The 21,819-nt window shown below is 69.2% G+C and carries 24 protein-coding genes and 1 pseudogene; 5 read left to right on the top strand and 20 right to left on the bottom strand.

Features of this window, described 5'->3' with window-relative positions:
- Positions 1 to 8 precede the first annotated feature (8 nt).
- From nuoF to AB0K21_RS15725, 9 genes are all read right to left on the bottom strand, one after another.
- On the bottom strand, positions 9 to 1,295 hold the full coding sequence (gene nuoF, locus AB0K21_RS15765; protein WP_343981099.1) for an NADH-quinone oxidoreductase subunit NuoF: 1,287 nt from the start codon (positions 1,293 to 1,295) through the stop codon (positions 9 to 11).
- 67 nt (positions 1,296 to 1,362) lie between these two features.
- Positions 1,363 to 2,091, bottom strand: a complete 729-nt coding sequence (gene nuoE / locus AB0K21_RS15760; protein ID WP_343981096.1) for an NADH-quinone oxidoreductase subunit NuoE — start codon at positions 2,089 to 2,091, stop codon at positions 1,363 to 1,365.
- Positions 2,088 to 3,344: an NADH-quinone oxidoreductase subunit D gene (locus AB0K21_RS15755; protein WP_343981182.1), complete on the bottom strand. Its 1,257-nt coding sequence runs from the start codon at positions 3,342 to 3,344 to the stop codon at positions 2,088 to 2,090. The genes nuoE and AB0K21_RS15755 overlap by 4 nt, the downstream gene beginning before the upstream one ends.
- 65 nt (positions 3,345 to 3,409) lie before the next feature.
- Positions 3,410 to 4,087, bottom strand: coding sequence for an NADH-quinone oxidoreductase subunit C (locus tag AB0K21_RS15750; RefSeq protein WP_030916692.1), 678 nt, complete (start codon positions 4,085 to 4,087; stop codon positions 3,410 to 3,412).
- A 62-nt stretch (positions 4,088 to 4,149) separates the two neighbouring features.
- Entirely contained in the window at positions 4,150 to 4,701 is a 552-nt protein-coding gene (locus AB0K21_RS15745) for an NADH-quinone oxidoreductase subunit B (protein WP_030916695.1), read from the bottom strand.
- 2 nt (positions 4,702 to 4,703) lie between these two features.
- Positions 4,704 to 5,063: an NADH-quinone oxidoreductase subunit A gene (locus tag AB0K21_RS15740; RefSeq protein WP_343981091.1), complete on the bottom strand. Its 360-nt coding sequence runs from the start codon at positions 5,061 to 5,063 to the stop codon at positions 4,704 to 4,706.
- A gap of 2 nt (positions 5,064 to 5,065) precedes the next feature.
- Positions 5,066 to 5,188, bottom strand: coding sequence for a hypothetical protein (locus AB0K21_RS15735; protein ID WP_343981087.1), 123 nt, complete (start codon positions 5,186 to 5,188; stop codon positions 5,066 to 5,068).
- Entirely contained in the window at positions 5,185 to 6,462 is a 1,278-nt protein-coding gene (locus tag AB0K21_RS15730; protein ID WP_364150443.1) for a geranylgeranyl reductase family protein, read from the bottom strand. The genes AB0K21_RS15735 and AB0K21_RS15730 overlap by 4 nt, the downstream gene beginning before the upstream one ends.
- Before the next feature lie 150 nt (positions 6,463 to 6,612).
- Complete coding sequence (locus tag AB0K21_RS15725) at positions 6,613 to 7,338, bottom strand: demethylmenaquinone methyltransferase (RefSeq protein ID WP_364150440.1); 726 nt, start codon at positions 7,336 to 7,338, stop codon at positions 6,613 to 6,615.
- A 78-nt stretch (positions 7,339 to 7,416) separates the two neighbouring features.
- Here AB0K21_RS15725 and AB0K21_RS15720 point away from each other — a divergent pair, with 78 nt between their 5' ends.
- A complete protein-coding gene (locus AB0K21_RS15720) occupies positions 7,417 to 8,682 on the top strand; it encodes a delta-60 repeat domain-containing protein (RefSeq protein ID WP_364150437.1) in 1,266 nt (421 codons plus the stop codon).
- Here the strand turns inward: AB0K21_RS15720 and AB0K21_RS15715 are convergent.
- A complete protein-coding gene (locus AB0K21_RS15715) occupies positions 8,666 to 8,863 on the bottom strand; it encodes a DUF4229 domain-containing protein (RefSeq protein ID WP_343981075.1) in 198 nt (65 codons plus the stop codon). The two genes, AB0K21_RS15720 and AB0K21_RS15715, sit on opposite strands and share 17 nt — an antisense overlap.
- 265 nt (positions 8,864 to 9,128) lie before the next feature.
- Here AB0K21_RS15715 and AB0K21_RS15710 point away from each other — a divergent pair, with 265 nt between their 5' ends.
- Complete coding sequence (locus tag AB0K21_RS15710; RefSeq protein WP_012887349.1) at positions 9,129 to 9,368, top strand: BldC family transcriptional regulator; 240 nt, start codon at positions 9,129 to 9,131, stop codon at positions 9,366 to 9,368.
- Between the two features lie 122 nt (positions 9,369 to 9,490).
- Here AB0K21_RS15710 and AB0K21_RS15705 read toward each other — a convergent pair whose 3' ends face one another.
- Positions 9,491 to 9,730: a hypothetical protein gene (locus tag AB0K21_RS15705; protein ID WP_343981066.1), complete on the bottom strand. Its 240-nt coding sequence runs from the start codon at positions 9,728 to 9,730 to the stop codon at positions 9,491 to 9,493.
- Positions 9,731 to 9,740: 10 nt separating this feature from the next.
- On the bottom strand, positions 9,741 to 10,478 hold the full coding sequence (locus AB0K21_RS15700; RefSeq protein WP_343981063.1) for a hypothetical protein: 738 nt from the start codon (positions 10,476 to 10,478) through the stop codon (positions 9,741 to 9,743).
- Positions 10,479 to 10,702: 224 nt separating this feature from the next.
- Here AB0K21_RS15700 and AB0K21_RS15695 point away from each other — a divergent pair, with 224 nt between their 5' ends.
- On the top strand, positions 10,703 to 11,002 hold the full coding sequence (locus AB0K21_RS15695) for a PLDc N-terminal domain-containing protein (RefSeq protein ID WP_343981059.1): 300 nt from the start codon (positions 10,703 to 10,705) through the stop codon (positions 11,000 to 11,002).
- A 59-nt stretch (positions 11,003 to 11,061) separates the two neighbouring features.
- Here AB0K21_RS15695 and ccsA read toward each other — a convergent pair whose 3' ends face one another.
- From ccsA to AB0K21_RS15670, 5 genes are read right to left on the bottom strand one after another with little or no spacing between them, the layout of a single operon-like run.
- Positions 11,062 to 12,033, bottom strand: coding sequence for a cytochrome c biogenesis protein CcsA (gene ccsA, locus AB0K21_RS15690; protein ID WP_364150432.1), 972 nt, complete (start codon positions 12,031 to 12,033; stop codon positions 11,062 to 11,064).
- Complete coding sequence (locus AB0K21_RS15685) at positions 12,023 to 13,669, bottom strand: cytochrome c biogenesis protein ResB (protein WP_364150429.1); 1,647 nt, start codon at positions 13,667 to 13,669, stop codon at positions 12,023 to 12,025. Before AB0K21_RS15685 ends, ccsA begins: the two co-directional genes overlap by 11 nt.
- On the bottom strand, positions 13,669 to 14,403 hold the full coding sequence (locus AB0K21_RS15680; protein WP_364150426.1) for a cytochrome c biogenesis protein CcdA: 735 nt from the start codon (positions 14,401 to 14,403) through the stop codon (positions 13,669 to 13,671). The genes AB0K21_RS15685 and AB0K21_RS15680 overlap by 1 nt, the downstream gene beginning before the upstream one ends.
- A 12-nt stretch (positions 14,404 to 14,415) precedes the next feature.
- Positions 14,416 to 14,985, bottom strand: coding sequence for a TlpA disulfide reductase family protein (locus tag AB0K21_RS15675; protein WP_364150423.1), 570 nt, complete (start codon positions 14,983 to 14,985; stop codon positions 14,416 to 14,418).
- A 56-nt stretch (positions 14,986 to 15,041) separates the two neighbouring features.
- Positions 15,042 to 15,680, bottom strand: a complete 639-nt coding sequence (locus tag AB0K21_RS15670; RefSeq protein ID WP_343981041.1) for a histidine phosphatase family protein — start codon at positions 15,678 to 15,680, stop codon at positions 15,042 to 15,044.
- A 135-nt stretch (positions 15,681 to 15,815) separates the two neighbouring features.
- Here AB0K21_RS15670 and AB0K21_RS15665 point away from each other — a divergent pair, with 135 nt between their 5' ends.
- The gene (locus tag AB0K21_RS15665; RefSeq protein WP_364150420.1) at positions 15,816 to 16,682 is read left to right on the top strand and encodes a DMT family transporter; all 867 of its coding nucleotides are present in this window, start codon (positions 15,816 to 15,818) and stop codon (positions 16,680 to 16,682) included.
- 125 nt (positions 16,683 to 16,807) lie between these two features.
- On the opposite strand, the gene AB0K21_RS15660 is transcribed toward AB0K21_RS15665, so the two are convergent.
- On the bottom strand, positions 16,808 to 17,779 hold the full coding sequence (locus AB0K21_RS15660; protein ID WP_343981036.1) for a LysR family transcriptional regulator: 972 nt from the start codon (positions 17,777 to 17,779) through the stop codon (positions 16,808 to 16,810).
- A 74-nt stretch (positions 17,780 to 17,853) separates the two neighbouring features.
- On the opposite strand from AB0K21_RS15660, the gene AB0K21_RS15655 reads away from it, so the two are divergent.
- Positions 17,854 to 18,867, top strand: a complete 1,014-nt coding sequence (locus AB0K21_RS15655) for an EamA family transporter (RefSeq protein ID WP_364150416.1) — start codon at positions 17,854 to 17,856, stop codon at positions 18,865 to 18,867.
- Here the strand turns inward: AB0K21_RS15655 and AB0K21_RS15650 are convergent.
- Both AB0K21_RS15650 and AB0K21_RS15645 read right to left on the bottom strand, forming a co-directional pair.
- Positions 18,822 to 19,151, bottom strand: a pseudogene (locus AB0K21_RS15650) (DUF3592 domain-containing protein); the annotation flags it as partial. The gene AB0K21_RS15655 and the pseudogene AB0K21_RS15650 sit on opposite strands and share 46 nt — an antisense overlap.
- Before the next feature lie 244 nt (positions 19,152 to 19,395).
- On the bottom strand, positions 19,396 to 21,465 hold the full coding sequence (locus tag AB0K21_RS15645) for a sensor histidine kinase (protein ID WP_364150413.1): 2,070 nt from the start codon (positions 21,463 to 21,465) through the stop codon (positions 19,396 to 19,398).
- Positions 21,466 to 21,819: the final 354 nt, after the last annotated feature.

Genomic DNA, 21,819 nt, shown 5'->3' with positions numbered 1-21,819 from the left:
GCGCGCGCTCACTTCGCCCCCCACACCGTGGACGGGGCGTGATCGAACGGGCAGCCGCCGATCTCGAAGTGCTTGAGGTATTCGTCGCGGAAGTGCTTCACCGACGAGTGGATGGGGCTGGTGGCACCGTCACCCAGGGCGCAGAAGGAGCGGCCCAGGATGTTGTCGGCGATGTCGGTGATCGTGGTCAGGTCCTCTTCGGTGCCCTGGCCCTTCTCCAGCCGCTTGAGCACCTGCTTGAGCCAGTAGGTGCCCTCCCGGCAGGGAGTGCACTTGCCGCAGGACTCGTGCGCGTAGAACTCGGTCCAGCGGAGCACGGCGCGCACCACGCAGGTGGTCTCGTCGAAGATCTGCAGGGCCCGGGTGCCGAGCATCGAGCCCTTGGCGCCCACGGACTCGAAGTCCAGCGGGACGTCCAGGTGCTCGTCCGTGAAGATCGGGGTGCTCGACCCGCCCGGGGTCCAGAACTTGAGCCGGTGGCCCTCCCTGATGCCGCCGGACATCTCCAGCAGCTCGCGCAGCGTGATGCCGAGCGGGGCCTCGTACTGGCCGGGCCGGGTCACGTGGCCGCTCAGCGAGAAGATGCCGAAGCCCTTGGACTTCTCGGTGCCCATCCCGGCGAACCACTCGGCGCCGTTGGCGATGATCGAGGGAACACTCGCGACCGACTCGACGTTGTTGACCACGGTGGGCGAGGCGTAGAGACCCGCCACGGCGGGGAAGGGGGGCTTGAGCCGAGGTTGGCCGCGATGACCCTCCAGCGAGTCGAGCAGCGCCGTCTCCTCGCCACAGATGTAGGCGCCCGCCCCGCTGTGCACGACGAGCTCCAGGTCGAAGCCGGTGCCGAACAGGTCGGTGCCGAGGTAGCCCTTGGCGTACGCCTCGGCCACCGCCGCCTGCAGGCGGCGGATGACGTGCAGCACCTCGCCGCGCACGTAGATGAAGGCGTGGTTGGCCCGGATCGCGTACGCGGTGATGATGACGCCCTCGACCAGCGCGTGCGGGTTGGCCATCATCGTCGGAATGTCCTTGCACGTGCCGGGCTCGGACTCGTCGGCGTTGACCACCAGGTAGTGCGGCTTGCCGTCCCCTTGGGGGATGAAGCCCCACTTCATGCCGGTGGGGAAGCCCGCGCCGCCTCGGCCGCGCAGCCCGGAGTCCTTGACGACCTGGATGACCGCGTCGGGGTCCATGCCCAGCGCCTTCTTGGCCGCCGAGTAGTCGCCGTAGCCCTCCAGCGTGAAGGAGTTCGGCTGGTCCCAGTTCGCGGTGAGAACCGGGGTGAGAGTGGTCACTTCGTCTCCTCGCCTGGCAGCCCGTCGCTCCGTGACGAGGCCGCTTCGTACCTGCCTGCTTGCCCGTTCACGCCTCGGGAGCCTTCCATCCGTTGGCCTTAGCGATCTTCAGGCCCTCCAGGGAGGGACCCGCCGCCGAGGGGCCGTCACCGGCCAGGCCGTCGGGCAGGCCCGAGAGCACCCGCGAGGCCTCCTTGAACGTGCAGAGCTTCTTCGGGCCGCGGGTCGGCGAGGGCTCCTTGCCGTCTCTGAGGTCGTCGACGAGCTGCTTGGCCGAGTCCGGGGTCTGGTTGTCGAAGAACTCCCAGTTGACCATCATCACCGGGGCGAAGTCGCAGGCGGCGTTGCACTCCAGCCGCTCCAGCGAGATCTTCCCGTCCGGGGTCGCCTCGTCGTGACCGACGCCGACGTGCTCGGAGAGCTCGTCCCAGATCTGGTCGCCGCCCATGACCGCGCAGAGCGTGTTGATGCACACGCCCACGTGGTACTGGCCCATCGGCCTGCGCTTGTACATCGTGTAGAAAGTGGAGACGCCCACGACCTCGGCCTTGCTCAGCCCGAGCATCTCGGCGCAGAACTCGTGGCCGTCGTCGGAGACGTAGCCGTCCTCGGACTGCACCAGGTGCAGCAGGGGAAGCAGCGCCGACCGCGGCCTGGGGTAGCGGCCGATGATCTCCTTGGCGTCGCGCTCCAGGCGCTCGCGCACTTCCGGCGCGTACCCCTTGTTCATGGTCGCGCTCACCTCCTCGTCGCTCGGCGCGTTCACCGGGACCGCTCTCTCGTCGGGCGCGCTCATCGGTCGACACCCCCCATCACCGGGTCGATCGAGGCCACCGCCGAGATGACGTCGGCGACCATGCCGCCCTCGCACGTCGCGGGCATGGCCTGCAGGTTCGTGAAGGACGGATCGCGGAAGTGTACGCGGTACGGGCGGGTGCCACCGTCGCTGACCACGTGGGCGCCGAGCTCGCCGCGGGGCGACTCGACCGAGGCGTACGCCTGCCCCGCCGGGACCCTGAAGCCCTCGGTCACCAGCTTGAAGTGGTGGATCAGCGCCTCCATGGAGCCGCTCATGATGTGCGCGATGTGGTCGGGCGAGTTGCCCAGGCCGTCGGGGCCGAGCGCGAGCTGCGCGGGCCAGCCGATCTTCTTGTCGTCGACCATCACCCGGCCGCCCTTGAGCGGCCCGGAGAGGCGGTCCAGAGCCTGCTCAATGATCTTGAGCGACTCCTCCATCTCGGCCACCCGTACCAGGTAGCGGCCGTAGACGTCGGCGCTCTTCTCGGTCGGGACGTCGAACTCGTAGGTCTCGTAGCCGCAGTAGGGCTGCGACTTGCGCAGGTCCCACGGCAGGCCCGCGGCCCGCAGCATCGGACCGGTGACGCCCAGCGCCATGCAGCCGGTGAGGTCGAGGTAGGCGATGTCCTTGGTGCGGGCCAGGTAGACCGGGTTCGCGTCGAGCATCTTGCGCATGTCCTTGATGCGCCCCGGCATGACCTTGAGCAGCTCGCCGACCTTGTCGACGGCGCCGGCCGGCAGGTCGACGGAGACACCGCCGGGCCGGACGTAGGCCATGTTCATCCGCAGGCCGGTGATGTACTCCATCACGTCGAGCACCATCTCGCGCTCGCGGGACCCGAAGAGGAACGGCGTGGTCGCGCCCAGCTCCATGCCGAAGGTGCCGATGGCCACCATGTGCGAGGAGATCCGGGTGAGCTCCATCATCATCACGCGGATGGCCTGGGCCCGCTCAGGGATCTGGTCGGTGATGCCGAGCAGCTTCTCGACGCCCATGCAGTAGGCGGTCTCGTTGAAGATCGGCGCCAGGTAGTCCATCCGGGTGACGAACGTCGTCCCCTGGGTCCACGTCCGGAATTCGAGGTTCTTCTCGATGCCGGTGTGCAGGTAGCCGATGACCGTGCGGGCCTCGGTGACCGTCTCGCCGTCCAGGTTCAGCACCAGGCGGAGCACGCCGTGCGTGGACGGGTGCTGGGGACCCATGTTGATGACGAGCTGCTCGTCCTGCTGGCCGGTGAGGGTCTCGAGCAGTTCCGACCAGTCGTTGCCGGAGACGGTGTAGACCGTGCCCTCGGTGGCCTCGTCGTCAAAGGTGCTCACGTGTAAGACCTCCTCTGGTCCGGCGCGGGAATCTCGGCGCCGCGGTACTCGACCGGGATGCCGCCGAGCGGGTAGTCCTTGCGCTGGGGGTGGCCGTCCCAGTCGTCGGGCATCATGATGCGGGTCAGCGCCGGGTGTCCGTCGAAGACGATGCCGAAGAAGTCCCAGGTCTCGCGCTCGTGCCAGTCGTGCGTCGGGTAGACAGAGACCGTGGAGGGAATGTGGCGGTCGTCGTCGGGGCAGGAGACCTCGACGCGCAGGCGGCGGTTGTGCGTGATCGAGCACAGGTGGATCACCGCGTGCAGTTCCTGGCCCGCCAGGTGTGGGTAGTGCACGCCGGAGACGCCGAGCGAGAGCTCGAAGCGCAGCGCGGCGTCGTCGCGCAGGGCCCTGACGACGTCGAGCAGCCGCTCGCGCCTGACGTGGAAGGTCAGCTCGCCACGGTCGACGACCACGCGCTCGACGGCGTCGGCGAAGTCGCCGCCGAGGGCGCGCTCCAGCTCGTCGGCGACGGTGTCGAAGTAACCGCCGTACGGGCGGGGGGTGGAGAGCTCGGGCTTGCGCCGCACCACGAGGCGGCCGTAGCCCGAGGTGTCTCCGGTACCCGAGGTGCCGAACATGCCCAGGCGGGCGATGGGCTCCTCCGGGACCTCCGGGAGGTTTTCAGTGCTCATGTCGGTCGCCTACCGCTCCTCGTTCGCCGCGCGGGCCGCTGTGAATCCGCTTTCACCGCTGCTCATTTGGCGGTTCCCTGGTCGATCAGCGGCAACGTCCGCAGTGCCTGCAGTTCGAGCTCGTCGATCTGCTTGGCGCGGTGCGCGCCGAACTTCGTGTTCTGGATCTTGTCGTGTAGTTTGACGATCGCGTCGATGAGCATCTCGGGCCTCGGCGGGCAACCGGGCAGGTAGATGTCGACGGGGACGACGTGGTCGACGCCCTGCACGATCGCGTAGTTGTTGAACATGCCGCCGCTGGAGGCGCAGACGCCCATGGCGATGACCCACTTGGGCTCGGCCATCTGGTCGTAGATCTGGCGCAGCACCGGGGCCATCTTCTGCGACAGCCGGCCCGCCACGATCATCAGGTCGGCCTGGCGCGGAGACGCCGAAGCGCGCTCCATGCCGAAGCGCGCCAGGTCGTGCTTGGGACCACCGGTGGACATCAGCTCGATGGCGCAACAGGCAAGACCGAAGGTGGCCGGCCAGACGGAGTTCTTACGCGCCCAGCCGGCGACCTGCTCGACCGTGCTGAGCATGAACCCGCTTGGAAGTTTCTCTTCAAGTCCCATATCTAGTCCCAGTCCAGACCCTTGCGGCGCCACACGTACGTGTAGGCCACGAGCACGGTGACGATGAACAGCACCATCTCGACCAGTCCGAACATCCCGAGCTGGTCGAACGCGACAGCCCACGGATAGAGGAAGATGATCTCGATGTCGAACACGATGAACAGCATCGCGGTGACCATGTACTTCAGCGGGAAGCGCCCCCCGCCCACGGGCTGGGGCGTCGGCTCGATACCGCATTCGTAGGCGTCGAGTTTCGCGCGGTTCCAGCGCTTGGGACCGGTGAAGGGGGCGATCGTCACCGAGAAGACCGCAAATCCCGCCGCGAGAACGGCGAGCACCAGGATGGGTGCGTACAGCTCCATCGCTACGCCTCCTCTCCCATCTCCACGCGCGCCGGCGCGTAGCTCTGCATGTTGGTGTATTTCGAAAGTCTAGGCAGGGCGATCATCGCCCCGGGTTCCAGCTGTTCGGCGTTCGTTGAGCTCATGCCGGTGGCGCCACCTTCGACAGGGCGTTGATGATGCGATCCGACGCGTCACCCCGCCGGTCGGTGAGATTAGCAAGGAGTTTGAGCGCGAACCTCATCAGGCGGGGGTGCGGCAGCGCGTGACGCGTGGCGAAGTTCATCACACCGCGGTGCCCGATGAGCTCGACGAAGCCCCGGCCAAGGGTGAAGTAGCCACCATAGGCGTCCTTCAGCGTCTGAGGGTAGGCCCGCAGCACACGTTCCCGCTGGGCGGGGGTGACCCTGCCCAGTGCCTGGACGATCATCTCGGCCGCGACGTGGCCGCTCTCCATCGCGTACGCGATGCCCTCGCCGTTGAACGGGTTGATCATCCCTCCGGCGTCGCCCACCAGCACCAGACCCCGGGTGTAGTGCGGCTGGCGGTTGAAGGCCATCGGCAGCGCGGCGCCCCTGATCGGGCCCGTCATGTTCTCCTCGACGTAGCCCCACTCGGCGGGCATGCCCTTCACCCAGCGCTTGAGCAGGTCGCGGTAGTCCATGCCCTTGAAGGACTCGCTGGTGTTCAGCAGCCCGAGGCCCACATTGGACGTGCCGTCGCCGACGCCGAAGATCCAGCCGTAGCCGGGCAACAGGGTGTCGCCGTCCCACAGCTCCAGCCAGGTCTCCAGATAGTCGTCGTCATGGCGGGGGCTCTCGAAGTACGTCCGCACCGCGACGCCCATCGGGCGGTCCTCGCGCTTGTGCAGCCCCATGGCCAGGGAGATCCGGGTGGAGTTGCCGTCGGCGGCGACCACCAGCCGGGAACGGTAGGTGACCTCCTCGCCGTTCTGCCTGGCGAGGACGCCGACGATGTGCCCGCTGCGCTCGTCCAGGACCGGGGCCGTGACGTTGACCCCCTGCAGCAGGCGGACGCCCGCCCTGACCGCGTTGCCGGCCAGGATCTCGTCGAAGTCCTGGCGGGTCCGGACCAGCCCGAAGTCGGGGTAACTCGCCAGCTCGGGCCAGTCGAGCTCGAAGCGCATTCCGCCGCCGACCACGCGCAGGCCCTTGTTGCGGACCCAGCCGGGGGCGTCGATGTCGATCCCCATGGCGATGAGTTGCTTGACCGCTCGGGGCGTCAGCCCGTCGCCGCAGACTTTCTCGCGGGGGAAGGTGGTCTTCTCAAGCAGCAGGACGTCAAGTCCGGCCTGCGCGAGATGAAAAGCGGTTGTCGAACCGGCGGGCCCGGCGCCGACGACGATGACGTCGGCGTCAGCCTCAGCGACATTCCGCTGTATGGCGGCTGGCACGGTCACGGGACCTGTCCTGTCCTACAAGGTCTTAGGGGGCCTCGGGGTAAGGGGCCTTTCGTCCTTTGTGAAGGTCTTCACAAACTTGTCGGCCCGAAGTCTAACGCCTTTGCGGGGGAAAGTGTCAGGTGGGTACTGCTATCGCCTGCCAATCTTCTATGCGGGCTTATATCCGCGGTGGAGGGCCACGATGCCCAGCGTGAGATTGCGCCAGGCGACCCGTTCCCAGCCCGCTTCCTGAATGATCCTCGCCAGCCCCGCCTGGTCCGGCCAGGCCCTGATCGACTCCGCCAGGTACTCGTAGGAGTCGTCGTTGGAACCGAAGAGCCTGGCTGCCTGCGGCATCAGCTTCATCAGGTACTGCGAGTATACGAGGTCGAAGGACCTCGGCGTCGGGTGCGAGAACTCCAGGATCACCAGGCGCCCGCCCGGCTTGGCCACCCGGTACATCTCGCGCAGCGCCTGGCCGGTGTCCTGCACGTTGCGCAACGCCGTGGAGATCGTCACCGCGTCGAACACGCCGTCGGCGAAGGGCAGCCGCAGCGCGTCGCCCGCGATGAAGCTGACACCCCGCACTCCCCCGCCGGAGACGCCCGAGCCGCCCCTGCGCCTGACCCCGGTGCTCAGCATGCCGAGCGAGAAGTCGGAGGCGATCGCGCGGGCACCCAGCGAGGTGAACGTGTCGGTGGACGTGCCGGTGCCCGCGCCGAGGTCGAGGACCAGTTCGCCGGGGCCCGCGTCGACGGCCGCGGCGGCCGCCTTACGCCACAGCCGGACCTGGCCCAGAGAGATAACGTCGTTGACAAGGTCGTACCGCCGGGCCGTGCGATCGAACATCGCGGCGACCTCATGCGGCTGCTTGTCCAGAGAAGCGCGCGTCATGCCATCAAGCCTAGGCCCGGCCTGACAATCCACGGAAAGTAGTTATTCGACTACCCAGAGCATGCTAAAAATTGTCGAATGTTTGCCAGAACCGCTTACCCGCTGGCCGCGGCCCTGATCCTGACGCTCCCCGGGACCGCCGCCGCCGGCACCACGGAGCACAGCAGGGTCGTCCTGACCGATCCGGTGAACACCACTCCCCACGTGCTCGACGGGATCGTCAACGCCATCGCGCTGGTGGGCGGCACGGTGGTGGTCGGAGGCTCGTTCAGCGAGGTACGCGAGGCCCGGAGCACGAGGGTGCTGTCGCGCGACAACCTCTTCGCCTACGACCTGGCCACCGGGCGGGTGCTGCCGGGCTTCGCACCACGCCTCGACCGCCCGGTCCAGGCCCTGGCGGCGGGGGTGCGCGGCACCGTCTACGCGGGCGGCCGGTTCACCACGACCGGCGGGACGCGGACGCGGGGCCTGGCCCTGCTCCGGCTGTCCGACGGATCCCCGGTCGCCCACTTCGGCGCCCAGGTCCGCGGCGGAACGGTCACCAGCCTGGCCAGGCTGGGCCGCCACCTCTACGTCGGCGGCGACTTCACCCGTATCGGTCCCGTCGCCCTCACCGCACTGGCCAGGCTGGACGCCGTCACCGGCTCGGTCGACCCGACCTTCGCGATCAGGCCGGACGAGCCCAGGGGTGGCAGGACCAGGGTCCACGCGCTCTCCCTGAGCCACGGCAGGCTGGCGGTCGGCGGCGACTTCGCCACCCTCGACGGCCTGTCGCGCCCGCAACTCGGCCTGATCGACGTCGCCACGTCACCGGCCAAGGTCGCACCCTGGCGGACCGGCGCCTACCGGGGCAGGTGCATGGCCGATTTTCCCGGCTACGTGCGGGGCCTGGACTTCGCCCCCGACGGGAGCTATCTCACCGTCGTCACGACCGGCGGCCCCGGGGGGCCGGACAGGATGTGCGACACCGCCGCGCGCTTCGAGACCCGCGCCCGCGGCGAGGTGCGACCGACCTGGGTGAACCACACCGGGGGCGACTCGTTGTACGCGGTGGCGGCGACGGGGGCGGCGGTCTACGTCGGCGGGCACCAGCGTTGGCTGGACAACCCGTCCGGCCACGACTCGGCGGGACCCGGAGCGGTGGCGCGTCCGGGAATCGGAGCGATCCATCCCCGCACCGGCAAGGCCCTAACATGGAACCCCACCCGGGATCGCGGAATCGGAGTCAAGGCATTCCTGGCGCATCCCGGCGGATTACTCGTTGGTAGTGACACAACCCGGCTTGGTCACGAGTACCATGCCCGAGTCGGTATGTTCCCCTCGCCGATCACTCCTGATTCTTAGTGATTCGCTCGCTTACCGCGTCCCGCTGCTTTGAGAGCAGGACGTAACTGGCCACACCACTGACCAGGAACGCGGTGACGAGCAGGATCAGGGGCTGACGCAGGCCGAGGATATAGAGCACTCCCAGGCTCACGGCGAGTAGACCGACCCGGGACGCGGTGTAAACGATGACGGGATGCACAACGTCGAGGCTACGTCACTCCGCTCATCGTCCAAGCATGACCGTGGTGGTCACGGGAGCACTCTTCGCATTGACTGCGAGCGCTGCTAGTGTTCACAACAGACCAGTTTCGTAAAGAAACACCCACGAGAGTCCCAAAGAGGCTCTATCATATAACAATCGGGCAGGCAGTAGATAACAACCCGTGATCTTTGTTGAAAACCACGGATAAATCAGGCTTCGCTCGGCACACTGGTTACCTGTCCGCCCGCTGGCAGGAAGCGGGATGCGAGGGGGAGAGATTGTGGAGAGTAGCAGCGAGCGTCTGCTGACGCCTGGAGAGGTTGCCGCCCTCTTCCGGGTCGACCCAAAGACGGTTACACGCTGGGCCGCGGCAGGCCGCATCAGCAGCATCCGTACCCCCGGAGGGCACCGGCGTTTCCGCGAGTCGGAAGTGCACGCCCTTCTGCGTGGAGAGGACGTCTTGACGGCCGAACGGCCTGCAGGCGAGTCCCCGCGCGTCTGACGACTTAGGACGTCACACCATCGGTGATCCTGCGCGCCTTACCCGGAAGCCGCAGGGTCACCGTGGAGTCGTGTGAAGTGTCACACGACCCGGACGGTGACCACACCCGTACCCGAATCGGCCTAGGTCTCCTGCTCGGCCTTGAAAGCCAGGAACTCCCGCTCCAGGTCGTCGTTCTCCGCCGACCAGCGCCGCCGCCGCTCGGCCCACTCCTCCTCGGTCAACGACTCGGCCAGCCAGCGGTCGTAGTCGGGATCCCCGGGGGACACCTCGACATAGGCGTTGCCGATCAGACGCCCGTCATCGCCGGCCAGGGTCTGCGGAACGCGCAGAGTACCGTCAGCGAGCCTGACGACGTACATCCCAGATCACCTAGATTCCGTAGCGCCGGTTGAAGAACAACATGACGTTGAGCGCCATTCGCGTGTCGCCGCCCAGCATGTCGACCAGCGCGGGGCGCTGCCGGGAGACGATCGCGGCGAAGGCGTCGGCGAAGAACTCCTTGCGGCCCAGGTCGCCCGGCTGGAGATGGAACCCCGAGGCCAGCACGGGAACGCACTGGGCGTAGAGGGCGGCGAACTCCGGGCAGTCGGAGACCCAGTCGCCGTTGGGGGCGTCCACATCGTCCAGGGCGTGCCCGACCTCGTGCATCATCACGTCGGGGGTGGGCGAGGGGCGATCTCCCACCACGATCTTGCGGTCGCCGTACGCTCCCGCGCAGACGTCCCAGGTCGCCCGGCCCGAGGGCAGCGGCGCACCGCGCAGGTACCCCATGTCGTCCAGGTCGGGCACCCCGCCCGCGCCGACGTAGATGCCGTCGAGACCGTCGGCCAGCTTGTCCTTCAGCAGGTCGGGCAGCCTGGCCAGGCTCTCCACCGCCCGTACGACCTCCGGGGGCGGGATCTCCCACCGCGAATCCCACTGACGGTGCAGAATGCGCTCCAGGCGCCCGCAGTGGCGCAGGCCGTCACCCAGATCCGGGGTGTCCGGGGAGTTGGGCTGTGCCCTGGGACGCTCGTCGTCGAGCTCGAAGTCCTTCCAGGTGTACTGCGGGCGGTCGACCACCGGGGCCGTGACCGCCCCGACCCGGCGCTCCGCTTCGCGGGACACCTCGCGGGAGACATCACGCGGAGCTTCTCTGACAGCACTCTCCGTACGCGCGGCCGGACCCCGCTGCCACCACCGCCGTCGATGACGGCCCTTGTCGCCCGACTGTGCCATCGCACCCCCTGGGGAAGTGTCAACGGGTTCCACGTTAACCGGGTGGGCCCTCGCCAGTCATCCGTAACGGAGGGCTGACAGCAACGGGTCTCACAATGGCTTACAGTTCGGGCATGCCCCTGCTTGTCGGTCTGGCGATATCCGCCTTCTGGCTCTACTGCCTGTTCGACGTCATCACCACGCCGGACGAGGAGTCCAGAAATCTGCCCAAGCTCCTCTGGGTGCTCATCGTGGTGCTGCTGCTGCCCGTCGGAGGGCTCTTCTGGCTGCTGCTCGGCCGGCCGTACGGCCCCAGGGCGCCCCGCTCGCTCCTGGCGGAGGACATGCCACAGCGCCCCGAGGCCCCGAAGGGTCCCGACGACGACCCCGACTTCCTCAAGGACCTCGACCGCCGCCTGCGGGACGAGGACTGACCGGACGGGCGACGACCGACCGGCCGATGCGGCCGGTCAGCGTGGGCTCGGCGCCGGACTCAGGGAACCTCGGCGTAGGAGTGCAGGCCCCCGAGGAAGATGTTCACCCCGACCAGGTTGAACAGCAGGCAGGCGCAGGCGACGAGCTGCACGATCATGGCGGCCTTGCCCTTCCAGCCCGCGGTGGCCCTGGCGTGCAGGTAGGCGGCGTAGACGATCCAGGTGATGAACGCCCAGACCTCCTTGGGGTCCCAGCCCCAGTAGCGGCCCCAGGCCTTGTCCGCCCAGAGCGCCCCGGCGATGACGGCGAAGGTCCAGATCGGGAAGCCGATCACGATGGCCCGGTGCGCGACCCGCTCCAGGTCCTGCCGGGACGGCAGGCGGACCGCAGTGTCCTTCCTGACCAGGTAGAGGATGCCCGAGACGGCGGCCACGAAGAACAGCCCGCTGGCGACGATCGCCGCCGACACGTGGATCACGAGCCAGTACGAGTTCAGCGCCGGCACCACGGGACCGGCCTGGACGTGCAGGTACCGTACGGCGAAACCGAGTCCCAGCGCGGCGGCCAGCGTGACGAACGCGCCCAGGAAACGGACCCGGTAGCGGAGCTGCATGAACAGGAACGTGCCCACCACCGCCAGGCACATCGCGACCACGAACTCGTACATGTTGCCCCACGGCCACCGGTTCACCGCCAGGCCACGGGTGACCAGGGAGGCGAAGTTGGCGAGCCAGCCGAGCCAGCCCAGTCCGACGGCCACCCGCCCCACCCACATCACCCAGGTCGGGGGCGCTTCTGCCGGAGCCTCATCCTTCGCGGGGGCGGATTCCGGTGCGTCCTGTGACGCGCCGGTGCCGGCCCCGACGGTGGCGAGGACGGGCTGTGCCTCGGTACGCGCCTTCCCCCCCGCCGACCGGCTGAAGGCCAGGTCACAGGCATAGGCGATCATTGCGAAGACGTAGAGCAGCACCGTCGCCAAGATGAGCTGATCGCTCAGGGTGGCGAGGCCGGCATCGACCTCAACGGGCATCCTTAACTCCTGGGTTGGGGATTCCTGGGTTCAAAGCGGAGACGATCTCGGTGAACTCCTCGCCGAAATCTCCACCCTCGGTACGTGTGAGGCCGCCCACCTCGACCCGCCGGCTCTCGCCCTCGGGCTGACCGGCCTCGCCGTGGACCCGTACCCACACCCTGCGGCGGCGGACGGTCAGGGTCAGCACCAGGCCAGCCACGGCGAGGACCGAGGCGACGAACGCCGGCATCCGGCCGGGATCGTGGGTGATCTGCAGGGCGATCCACTCCCTGACGCCGGTGAACTCGATGGAGCCCATACCGTCCGGGAGCGCGAGCTTCTCGTTGACCGCCAGCGGGTCCGCCTTCATGACCAGCGGCTTCATCTTCTTCAGGCTGTCGGGGTCGAGCTCGTAGACCGACTGCGGCCGGCCGTCCTTCAGGCCCAGGTCACCGGCGAAGGCACCGTAGACCTGGGCCGTGGGGTTGGCGGCGCCGGGGAAGACCGACACCCACTCCGAGCCCACCGGGACCGTCGTCGGCAGGAAACCGATCAGGATGCCGAGCTGCTCCGGCTGCGCGTCCGGGACCTTGATCACGCACTCGGAGGTGAAGTTGGCGGGCTGGACGACCAGGCAGGGCACCGGCCCGTCGAAGGCGACCTGACCCTTGCCGTCGACGATCCTGAAGGTCGGCGCGTACCCGTGGTCGATCAGGTAGCTCTGCGTGCCGTTGACGTTCAGCGGCTCGTTGACCTTGAGGACGTAGTCGCGCACGGGGGCGCCGGGGGCGTCCTCGACCTTGAGCCTGGCCTCGAAGTCGAGGGGCTGCCCGGTCTTCTCGCCCTTCGCGATGTAGCTCGCCTGGAAGTCCTCGACCGTGAAGGAGAACGGCTCCAGCGACTCGGCGTTCACCTGCGGCCCCGGCATGTAGCGGTCGTAGGCCGCGACCGTGTTGGCGAACCCCTCGCCCTCCACGACCAGCACGTTTCCCCGGTAGCCGTAGAGCGTGCCGATCCCGACCGCGAGCAGCAGGCCGAGCAGTGCCACGTGGAACAGCAGGTTGCCGGTCTCACGCAGGTAGCCCTTCTCCGCGGCGACCCAGCCGGGTCCCGTGGTCACCCGGAACCGCTTGGCGCGCAGCCTGGCGGCGGCCTCCTCGACGGTCAGCGGAGCCTCGAAGGAGGCGTGCTGCGGCAGCCTGCCCAGGTTGCGCGGCGCCGCGGGCGGCTTCCTGCGCGCCTCGCGCAGGTGGGTCATGGTCCGGGGAAGCACGCAGCCGATCAGGGACAGGAAGAGCAGAAGGTAGATCGCGGCGAACCAGGGCGCCCTGAACACGTCGAACAGCCAGAACCTGTCCAGCCACTCGGCGAGCCGGGGGCTGTCCTCGAAGTACTGGAAGACCTTGGCGTCCGAGACGCCGCGCTGCGGCCAGATCGAGCCGGGAATGGACGCCAGGGCGAACAGGAACAACAGGATCAGCGCGGTCCGCATCGAGGTGAGCGTCCGCCAGAACCAGCGCGCCCAGCCCACGAACCCGATTCCCACGGGCCGTTCCTTGTTCTTCCCGCCTGCCTCGGGACCGCTCGCGGCCACCGTCTTCGTCTGCGGCTCGGCCACCGCTCGCTCTCCCGCCCCAGGGTCGATGTGCCCCATCAGATCACCGGCTCGAATCCGCCGACCCAGCCCTGGATCGTCGCGACGAGCTGCTCCCAGAGCCCGGTGACGAGCAGGACGCCGACGACGACCAGCATGACGCCGCCCGCCCGCGTGATCAGCTGTGAGTGGCGGCGTACCGCCTTGAAGGTCTTCAGGGCCCTGCTGTACGCCAGCCCGGCCACCACGAACGGCAGGCCGAGGCCGAGTGCGTACGCGAAGGCGAGTATCGCACCGCGACCGGCGCTGCCCTCGTTCAGGCCGAGGGTGAGCACGACCCCGAGGGTGGGGCCGATGCAGGGGGTCCAGCCCAGGCCGAACACCAGGCCGAGCAGGGGCGCCCCCGCCAGGCCCGCGGCCGGAAGCCGGTGGATGCGGAAGTCACGCTGCAGGCCGGGGATGACTCCCATGAAGGCCAGGCCGAGCACGATCGTGAGGGCGCCCAGCACCCGCGTGATGATCCCCGCGTTGCCGAACAGCATCGCGCCGAGCCCGCCGAAGAGCGCCCCTCCGGCCACGAACACGACGGCGAACCCGAGGACGAACAGCACGATGCCCGCGACCATGCGCCCCCGCCTGGGATCGGCGCTCATGCCGGTCACGTACGACAGGTAGCCGGGCACGAGCGGCAGCACGCACGGCGACAGGAACGACACCAGTCCGGCCGCGACCGCTATCGGCAGCGCCAGCGCCAGCGAACCGCTCGCGACGGTGCTCGCGAGGTCAGCGCTCATCGCGGGCCCAGCTCATCTCTCATTACCGACCTTGGTCACGGCGTCGAGGAGGTCGTTGTACTTGACCGCACCGAGTGCCCTGGCGGCGATCCTGCCCTGGCGGTCGATGATCAGCGTGGAGGGGATGGCCGCGGGCGGGACCGTGCCCTGGAAGGAGAGCGCGACCTTGCCCGGCTGGTCGAAGATGCTCGGGTAGCCGGACTTGTGGCTCCGCTCGAAGGCGAGCGCGTCGGCCTTACGGTCCTTGAAGTCGATGCCGAGGAACTCCACTCCGTCCGCTTTCGTCTTGGCGGAGATGTCCTTGAGCACCGGCGCCTCGGCCCGGCAGGGCGCGCACCAGGAGGCCCAGAAGTTGAGCACCACGACCTTGCCCTTGTGCGCGGCGAGCGTCGCGGTGCCCCCGTCGAGGGTCTCCCCCTCGACCGGCGGCGCGACCTTGCGGTCGGCGGCCTGGAACAGGGTGATCTTGCCATCGCCCGCGATGAAGCGGGTGTCGCCGGTCTGCGGCTGCGCCCCCTGGTTTCCGGCGCATCCGGCCACGACGACGAGCAGCGCGACGGCGGCGAAGGATTGTGCGCGCATGGGTGACGGAGGCTCCCTGTACTACAACCGGTAGAGCAATCACTGTACCGGCGGTGTCAGGCGCCCGGCACAGTGGGGCGTTTGACGAGCGCCGCCGCGGGCTCGCTGTATCCCACGCTGATCAGCCGGTCCCCCTCGAAGGCGAAGCTGGTGAGGCTGGCCAGGGCGCACTGCCTGCGGCGCGGGTCGTGCGGCAGGCGCCTGCCCTCGGCGGCGAGCCGGATGATCCAGATCGGGAGCTGGTGGCTCACCATGATCGCCTCATGGCCGCGCGCCGCCCTGCGAGCGGCGTTGATCGCGCCGCTCATCCGGTTGACCAGGTGGCTGTAGCGCTCTCCCCAGGAGGGACGGAGCGGGTTCCACAGGTAGCGGTAGAAACGCGGGTTGCGGAAGACGCCGTCGCCTCCGCCGACGGAGAGGCCCTCGAAGATGTTCTCGGCCTCGATCAGCCGCTCGTCGAGCGTGACGTCCAGGTGGAAGGTCGCGGCGAGCGGGGCGGCGGTCTCCTGGGCGCGCTCCAGCGGGGAGGAGAACAGCGCGACGACGTCGCGGCCGGCGACCGCCTTGGCCACCGTCTCGGCCATCTGGACGCCGTTCTCGGAGAGGTGGTAGTCGGGAAGTCTGCCGTACAGGACGTTAGCGGGATTGTGCACCTCACCGTGGCGCAGGAGGTGAACGACGGTGGTCTCAGCCATGGTTCCGCCAGCCTACCCACAGCTACGGGCCCGTAGCCGATCAGGTGGACCACTGGGAGCGCGTGGCGAAGGCGAGTAGGGTCTGGGGCGTTTGTGGCCAAGGTTCCGCGGTCCGGCGGTCCGGAAAGGTCCCCCGTGAGCCTGTTCGCCCTCGCCCTCATCCTCACCTCGGCCGTCGCCCACGCCTGCTGGAACCTGCTGAGCAAGCAGGCGGCCGACACCGACGGCGTCGTCTTCGTCTGGATGGTGGCCGCCGCGTCCACGGCGGTCTGGACCCCGGTCGCGCTCGGCTATCTCCTCCTCGGCGGCACCGGCCTCTCCTGGGCCGACCTCGGGGTGATCACCGCGAGCACCACGCTGCACCTGGGCTACTTCATGTTCCTCCAGCGTGGCTACCGGCACGGCGACCTGTCGATGGTCTACCCGATCGCCCGAGGCACCGGACCGCTGCTGGCCAGCCTGGTCGCCGTGCTGTTCCTGGGCGAGCGACCCGGCCTGGCGGGCATCGCGGGGATCGGCCTGATCGGGGTGGGCGTCTTCCTGCTCAGCATGGCTCGCAGGCCCAGCCGCCAGGATCTGAGCGGCATCGGGTTCGGGCTGGCCACCGGAGTGTTCATCGCGGCGTACACCGTCTGGGACAAGCAGGTGGTGAGCGCCTTCGCGGTCGCGCCGATCCTGCTCAACTACTTCGGCGACCTCGGCCGCACCCTCGTACTGACCGCACCGGTGCTCGGCGGCCACCGCCGGGGCCTGGTCCTGCCCGTCTGGCGCGAGCACCGGACGCGGGTGCTGGGCGCGGCGGTGCTGATGCCGCTCTCCTACCTGCTGGCGCTGACCGCGTTCGCCTTCTCGCCGATCAGCGCGGTGGCCCCGGTACGGGAGGTCAGCGTGCTCGTCGCGGTGCTGCTCGGCGGCAGGCTGCTGGCCGAGGGCGACCTGACCAGGCGGCTGCTGGCCGCAGGCGTCATCGTCGGCGGTGTGGTGACGATCGCTCTCAGCTGAGCCCCGCGCTCCGGACGTCCATCGATCCGCTGCCCGCCGCGGTCGCCCGGACGGCACGTCGCCGTCCTCGCGAGGCGGCGCCCGGCCTCACGGGAGAGCGCACCTGGCACGGTGGCCGCGCCTCCTCACTCGACCGGGCGAACGCCCCCGGCCAGGACGGTGGACGGCACCGATCCGGCGGACTCGGAGATGGGGATGTGGAAATCGGCGGAGACGGCCTTCAGCGCCTCGACCGCGGCGCGGATCGCCGGGCGGCGGGCGGCGTCACTGCGCCAGAGCGCGTAGAGCCTGCGGGTCGGGCGCGACCTGATCGGGACGACCCGCACCCCGGAGGGGACGAAGTCGCGGCCCAGCCGGGGAATGATCGCGCATCCCTGCCCGGCCGAGACGAGGGCCATCTGGGTGGGGTACTCATCCGCCATGCAGGTGATGTCCGGCTCCAGCTCGGCCGAGCGCAGCGTGTAGACCAGCCAGTCGTGGCAGACGGTGCCCGGCGAGGAACTGATCCACTGCTCCCCGGACAGCTCGGCCAGCTCGATCTCGGCACGGCCCGCCAGGGGGTGGGCCGCGGGCAGGATCGCGTCGGCGATGTCGTCGAAGAGCGTCGCCCGGGACAGCCCTTCGGAGATGGCCAGTGGGCGGTTCATCCAGTCCTGGATCACCGCGAGGTCGAGTTCGCCCCTGGCCACCTCGCGGATCTGCCGCGAGGGCTCGCGTTCCATGAGCTGGAGCCGCAGGTCGGGGTGGCGGGTGCGCAGCAGGGCCAGCGCGGCCGGCATCAGTCCCCTGGCCGCCGTGGGGAAGGCGCCGATGCCCAGCCGCCCCACGACCTGCCCGCGCAGTGCCTCGAAGTCGGCCTCCGCCGTCTCGACCAGCGCGAGGATGCGTCCGGCGTGGTCGGCGAGCAGCCCTGCCGCGTCGGTCAGCCGCACCCCGCGCCCGTTGCGCTCCAGCAGGGTCGCGCCGGTCTCCCGCTCCAGCTTGGCGAGCTGCTGGGAGACCGCGGAGGGGGTGACCATGAGCGCCTCGGCCGCCGCGCCCACCGATCCGTAGACGGAGACCGCGTGCAGTGCCTTGAGCCGGTTGAGATCCAACATGTAAGCAACACTAAACGACAGGGATCAGAAATTCTCGCTTGTGCTGAAATATCGTCGAAAACGAGGATGAATGCATGCATACCCGGCACTTCCTCCTCGCCGTCGGCCTCGCCGCCCTCTGGGGCTTCAACTTCGTCGTCATGGAGGTCGGGCTCCGGCACTTTCCACCGCTGTTCTACGTGGCGCTGCGCTTCATCCTGGCCGCCTTCCCCGCGCTGCTGTTCGTCGGCGGCCCCGGGGTGCCCTGGCGAAAGGTGCTCCTCACCGGCACCACCCTCGGCATCGGCCAGTACACCCTGCTGCTGATCGGCATGCGGGCGGGCATGCCCGCCGGGCTGACCTCGCTCGTCGTCCAGGTTCAGGCGGTCTTCACCGCCGTCCTGGCCGTCGCCCTGCTGGGAGAGCGGCTCACCGCGCGGCGGATCACCGGCATGGCCGTCGCGCTCGCCGGGCTGGTGCTGATCGCCGCCGACCTGGGCACCGGTGGCCCCTTCGGCGCGTTCCTGCTGGTCGTCGGCTCGGCGTTCTTCTGGAGCGTGGGCAACATCACGGTCAGGAGCGCCGCGCCGCCCAACTCGTTCCGCTTCATGGTCTGGATCAGCGCGGTCGCGGCCCTGCCCATGCTGGGCCTGTCCCTGCTGGTGGAGGGGGTTCCCCGGCTGGAGTTCTCGGTGGAGGGAAGCCTGTCCGTGCTCTACGTGGCGCTGATCTCCACCCTCGGCGGTTTCGGCATCTGGGGCTTCCTGCTCCAGCGCTACGACGCCTCGGTGGTCGCGCCCTCCGCCCTGCTCGTCCCGGTCTTCGGCATGTCCTCGGCCGCCCTGTTCACCGGCGAGCCCATCTCCCCGCTCAAACTCGCCGCCGCCGCCCTGATCATCTCCGGCGTCCTCTACGCGAGCACCCGAGCCCGTACGACCGCCGCGCGAGTCCGCCCCCGCCCTCACGACCAGAAGATGACCCCGAAGCCGACCGCGAAGACCAGGGAGAGCACCAGGACGACCGCCCCGACGGTCATGAACAGCACGCCGAGGAGCACGCCGCCGCTCACCCCGTCCAGGCGGGCGCGCTGGGGGCGCTCAGGGTCGTAGACCACCATGACCTGCTGGCCCGGACGGGCCTGCGGCGGGTTGGAGCCCAGATCCGACGCGGCCTCCACCACGGAGCCCTGCACCGTCTGGAACCGCAGCGTGGGATAGTACAGGCGGTTGCCGCCTCTGGACCTGCGCAGTCCCACGACGACGCCCGGCACCCGCACCCCGTGCCGCCGCAGCCGGTGATCGACAATCATCACCCGGATGCCGGCCCCGACGAACACCGCTCCGAGCACGATTCCGAACAACGGCACGATGCCAAACAACGGCACGATGCTCATGGCCACCACCGCCTCCTTCTCATCTCGTTCAAGGACCGCTGTCGCAGTCCCGTTCGAGGGCATGCACCGCGCCGGGTCGCTCCGGCTCAGCAGGACCGCGGATGAGGCTAGAGGCCGGCAGTGGAGAGCGACTTGTAGATCATTGGGACGCCGCGCCCGGACGAGGAGATGGGCAGGTCCTTGAGGACGGCGGTTCTCGGGTTCGCCACGTGCGGAACTCCCGCGATCTTCGTGATCTCCGGACTCAGGGGGCCGACCGCCTGCCGACGGAAGCCGTCCGGTGTTGCCGTACCGGCGACGCGTCGGTCGCGGGAACGGGGAACATCACCTCCACCGTGGTGCCCTCCCCAGGCTCGCCGTTGATGAGGCAGAGTCCGCCCAGCTCCGCGGTGCGCTCGCGCATGGAGGCCAGGCCGACGCCCGAGCGGCGCTCCGGCGACAGGCCCACGCCGTCGTCGGCGATCAGCAGGCGCAGCGCCTCGGGCTCGCGACGCAGCTCGACACGGACGCGAGTGGCACGCGCGTGCCGCCGGACGTTGGTCAGCGCCTCCTGCGCGATCCGGTAGACGGCCACCTCGACGGCGGCGGGCAGGCCGGCCAGGTCGCCCTCGGCGCTCACCTCCGTGGCGGGGCCTTCGGGGTCGGCCGGCCCGGCCAGCGCCTGTACGGCGGCGGCCAGGCCCAGATCGTCCAAGACGGGCGGGCGCAGGCCGTAGACGATCTGCCGGATGTCGCCCGTGACCGCGTCCATGCCGGAGCGCAACTCGCGCAGCAGTTCGTCCGCCGCCTCCGGGGAGGCCTTCAGGCTGAGGCGGGCAATGTTGATGGTCATGGCCATCCTGCTGAGCGTCTGACCCAGGCCGTCGTGCAGGTCGCGGCGCAGCCGCCGACGCTCCTCCTCCCGGGCGGTCAGGATGCGCTCCCGGGAACCCTGCAGGTCGGCCGCCATCCGCAGCGCGTGCGCCACGTCGGCCGCGTACGGGACCAACGTTTCCAGCACCCGCTCGTCGTGTGCGGCGGGGAAGCGGCGCGGGGTGGGCGGGCCGACCAGCAGCCGCCCCACCTGCTCGCCGTGCCAGACCAGTGGTACCTCGCGCGGGGAGTCGCCGACCTGCCCGCTCATCATGCTTGCCACGCTGACCTGGTCCCCCGGCTCGCCGCCGGTCACCTCCACCGCGACCCCCTGTACCGCCAGGCCCTCGCGCAGCACCCCGATCACCGACGCCAGCGCTTGCGCCGGATCTCCCCGGCGCATCTCCTGGACCAGCCGCTCGGCGAGCACGCGTGGATCGCCGACCGGGCCGTAGAGCAGACGGTCGACGGCACGTTGCAGCATCCGGCGCAACGGCTGGAAGAACGCGCCCGTGAACAGGGCGGCGGCGAGCCCGGCGATCTGGTCGTACCCGGACACCATCAGGCTCGACAGCGCGGCCACACCGAAGTAGACCCCGCCGACCACGGCCAGCAGCCCCGCGGCGACGAAGGTCCGGCTGATGACGGTGTCGATGCCGTACAGCCGGTAGCGCATCACCGAGAACACCATCGCGACGGGGACGAGCATCGCCCACAGGGTCGACAGCCAGTACAGCTCCGGCACGACGATGCCCACGAGCATGAACACGATGTACCCGGCGAACGCCAACAGCGGCCAGCCGATCTGCCGCCTGCCCACCGGGTCTGCCCGGCGAAGACGCAGCAGCAGGGACAGCGCCGCCAACGGCAGCGTCACCAAGATCCCCGTCCAGGTCAGCACCCCTATCGCCGAGTGGTACGGCGCCAGAGCGGGGATCTGCAGCGGGTTGTGGATGACGGCGGGGAACAGGTAGCCCTCAAGCGGCGGATCCGGCCGCACGAACTGGCGCGCGGTCTCGGCACCGATGGACACCACACCCAGCAGCACCACCGCTCGCCAGCGCGGCGAGGGCAACCTGCCGTCCGGGGAGTACAGCGGCAGCAGCATCTCCAGCACGAGCCCGCACACTGCCCAGCCCACCTGCGCCGGGAACCTCATGAGCCCCGCCAGCGCGAGATCCCCGCGTGCCGCGGACGCCAGCATCATCGCCTGGCAGAAGTCGTAGACGGCACCGCCGAGCCCGCCCGCGCACATCAACCATGCCAGCTTGAGCTGAGGCCGATGCGCGATGAGAAACGCGCTGACCACGGGAAAGGTCACCCCCGCCGCCGTCAGCGGCGTGACCGTCACCGGCGGCAGCCACTCCTCCGGAAGTCCCGCGAAGATCAGCATGGCCGCGACCACGAGCGCCGGAGACAGCACAGCCAGGACGACGGCGACCGCCCGGGCTGCCCACGCCATCCCGCCCCTGCTTTCCGGCTCCCGTTCCTGCTTGACCTTAGCGTGCCTGCGAAACGGCACAAAAGATGCGATTCACCGCCATCGTGGCGAAAGGGTTACCAACCGGGAACCCGGTTGCGGGACGTCCGGGTAATGGCCATGAATCCAACGATGGTGCCCCCGACCTGTGAAGACTCCTTTGGCCCGGCTTCTCCTAAGTCTCCTTGAGTGATCTACAAGCCGCTTCCAAGTAACGATCTCTAGCTTCGTCACCAACCCTCGTATCCGGTGCAATAAGCCCCGACCGCGAGGAGAAGACGCGATGTGGCCCGAGGACGGCCGGTCCGCCCCCGCCGCGCGGAGAGTTATGGAGGA

Source organism: Streptosporangium sp. NPDC049248, from assembly GCF_040678965.1.
GTDB classification, from domain to species: domain Bacteria; phylum Actinomycetota; class Actinomycetes; order Streptosporangiales; family Streptosporangiaceae; genus Streptosporangium; species Streptosporangium fukuiense.
Note: the sequence above shows the minus strand (reverse complement) of the source record. Positions and strands in the feature narration are given on the sequence as shown.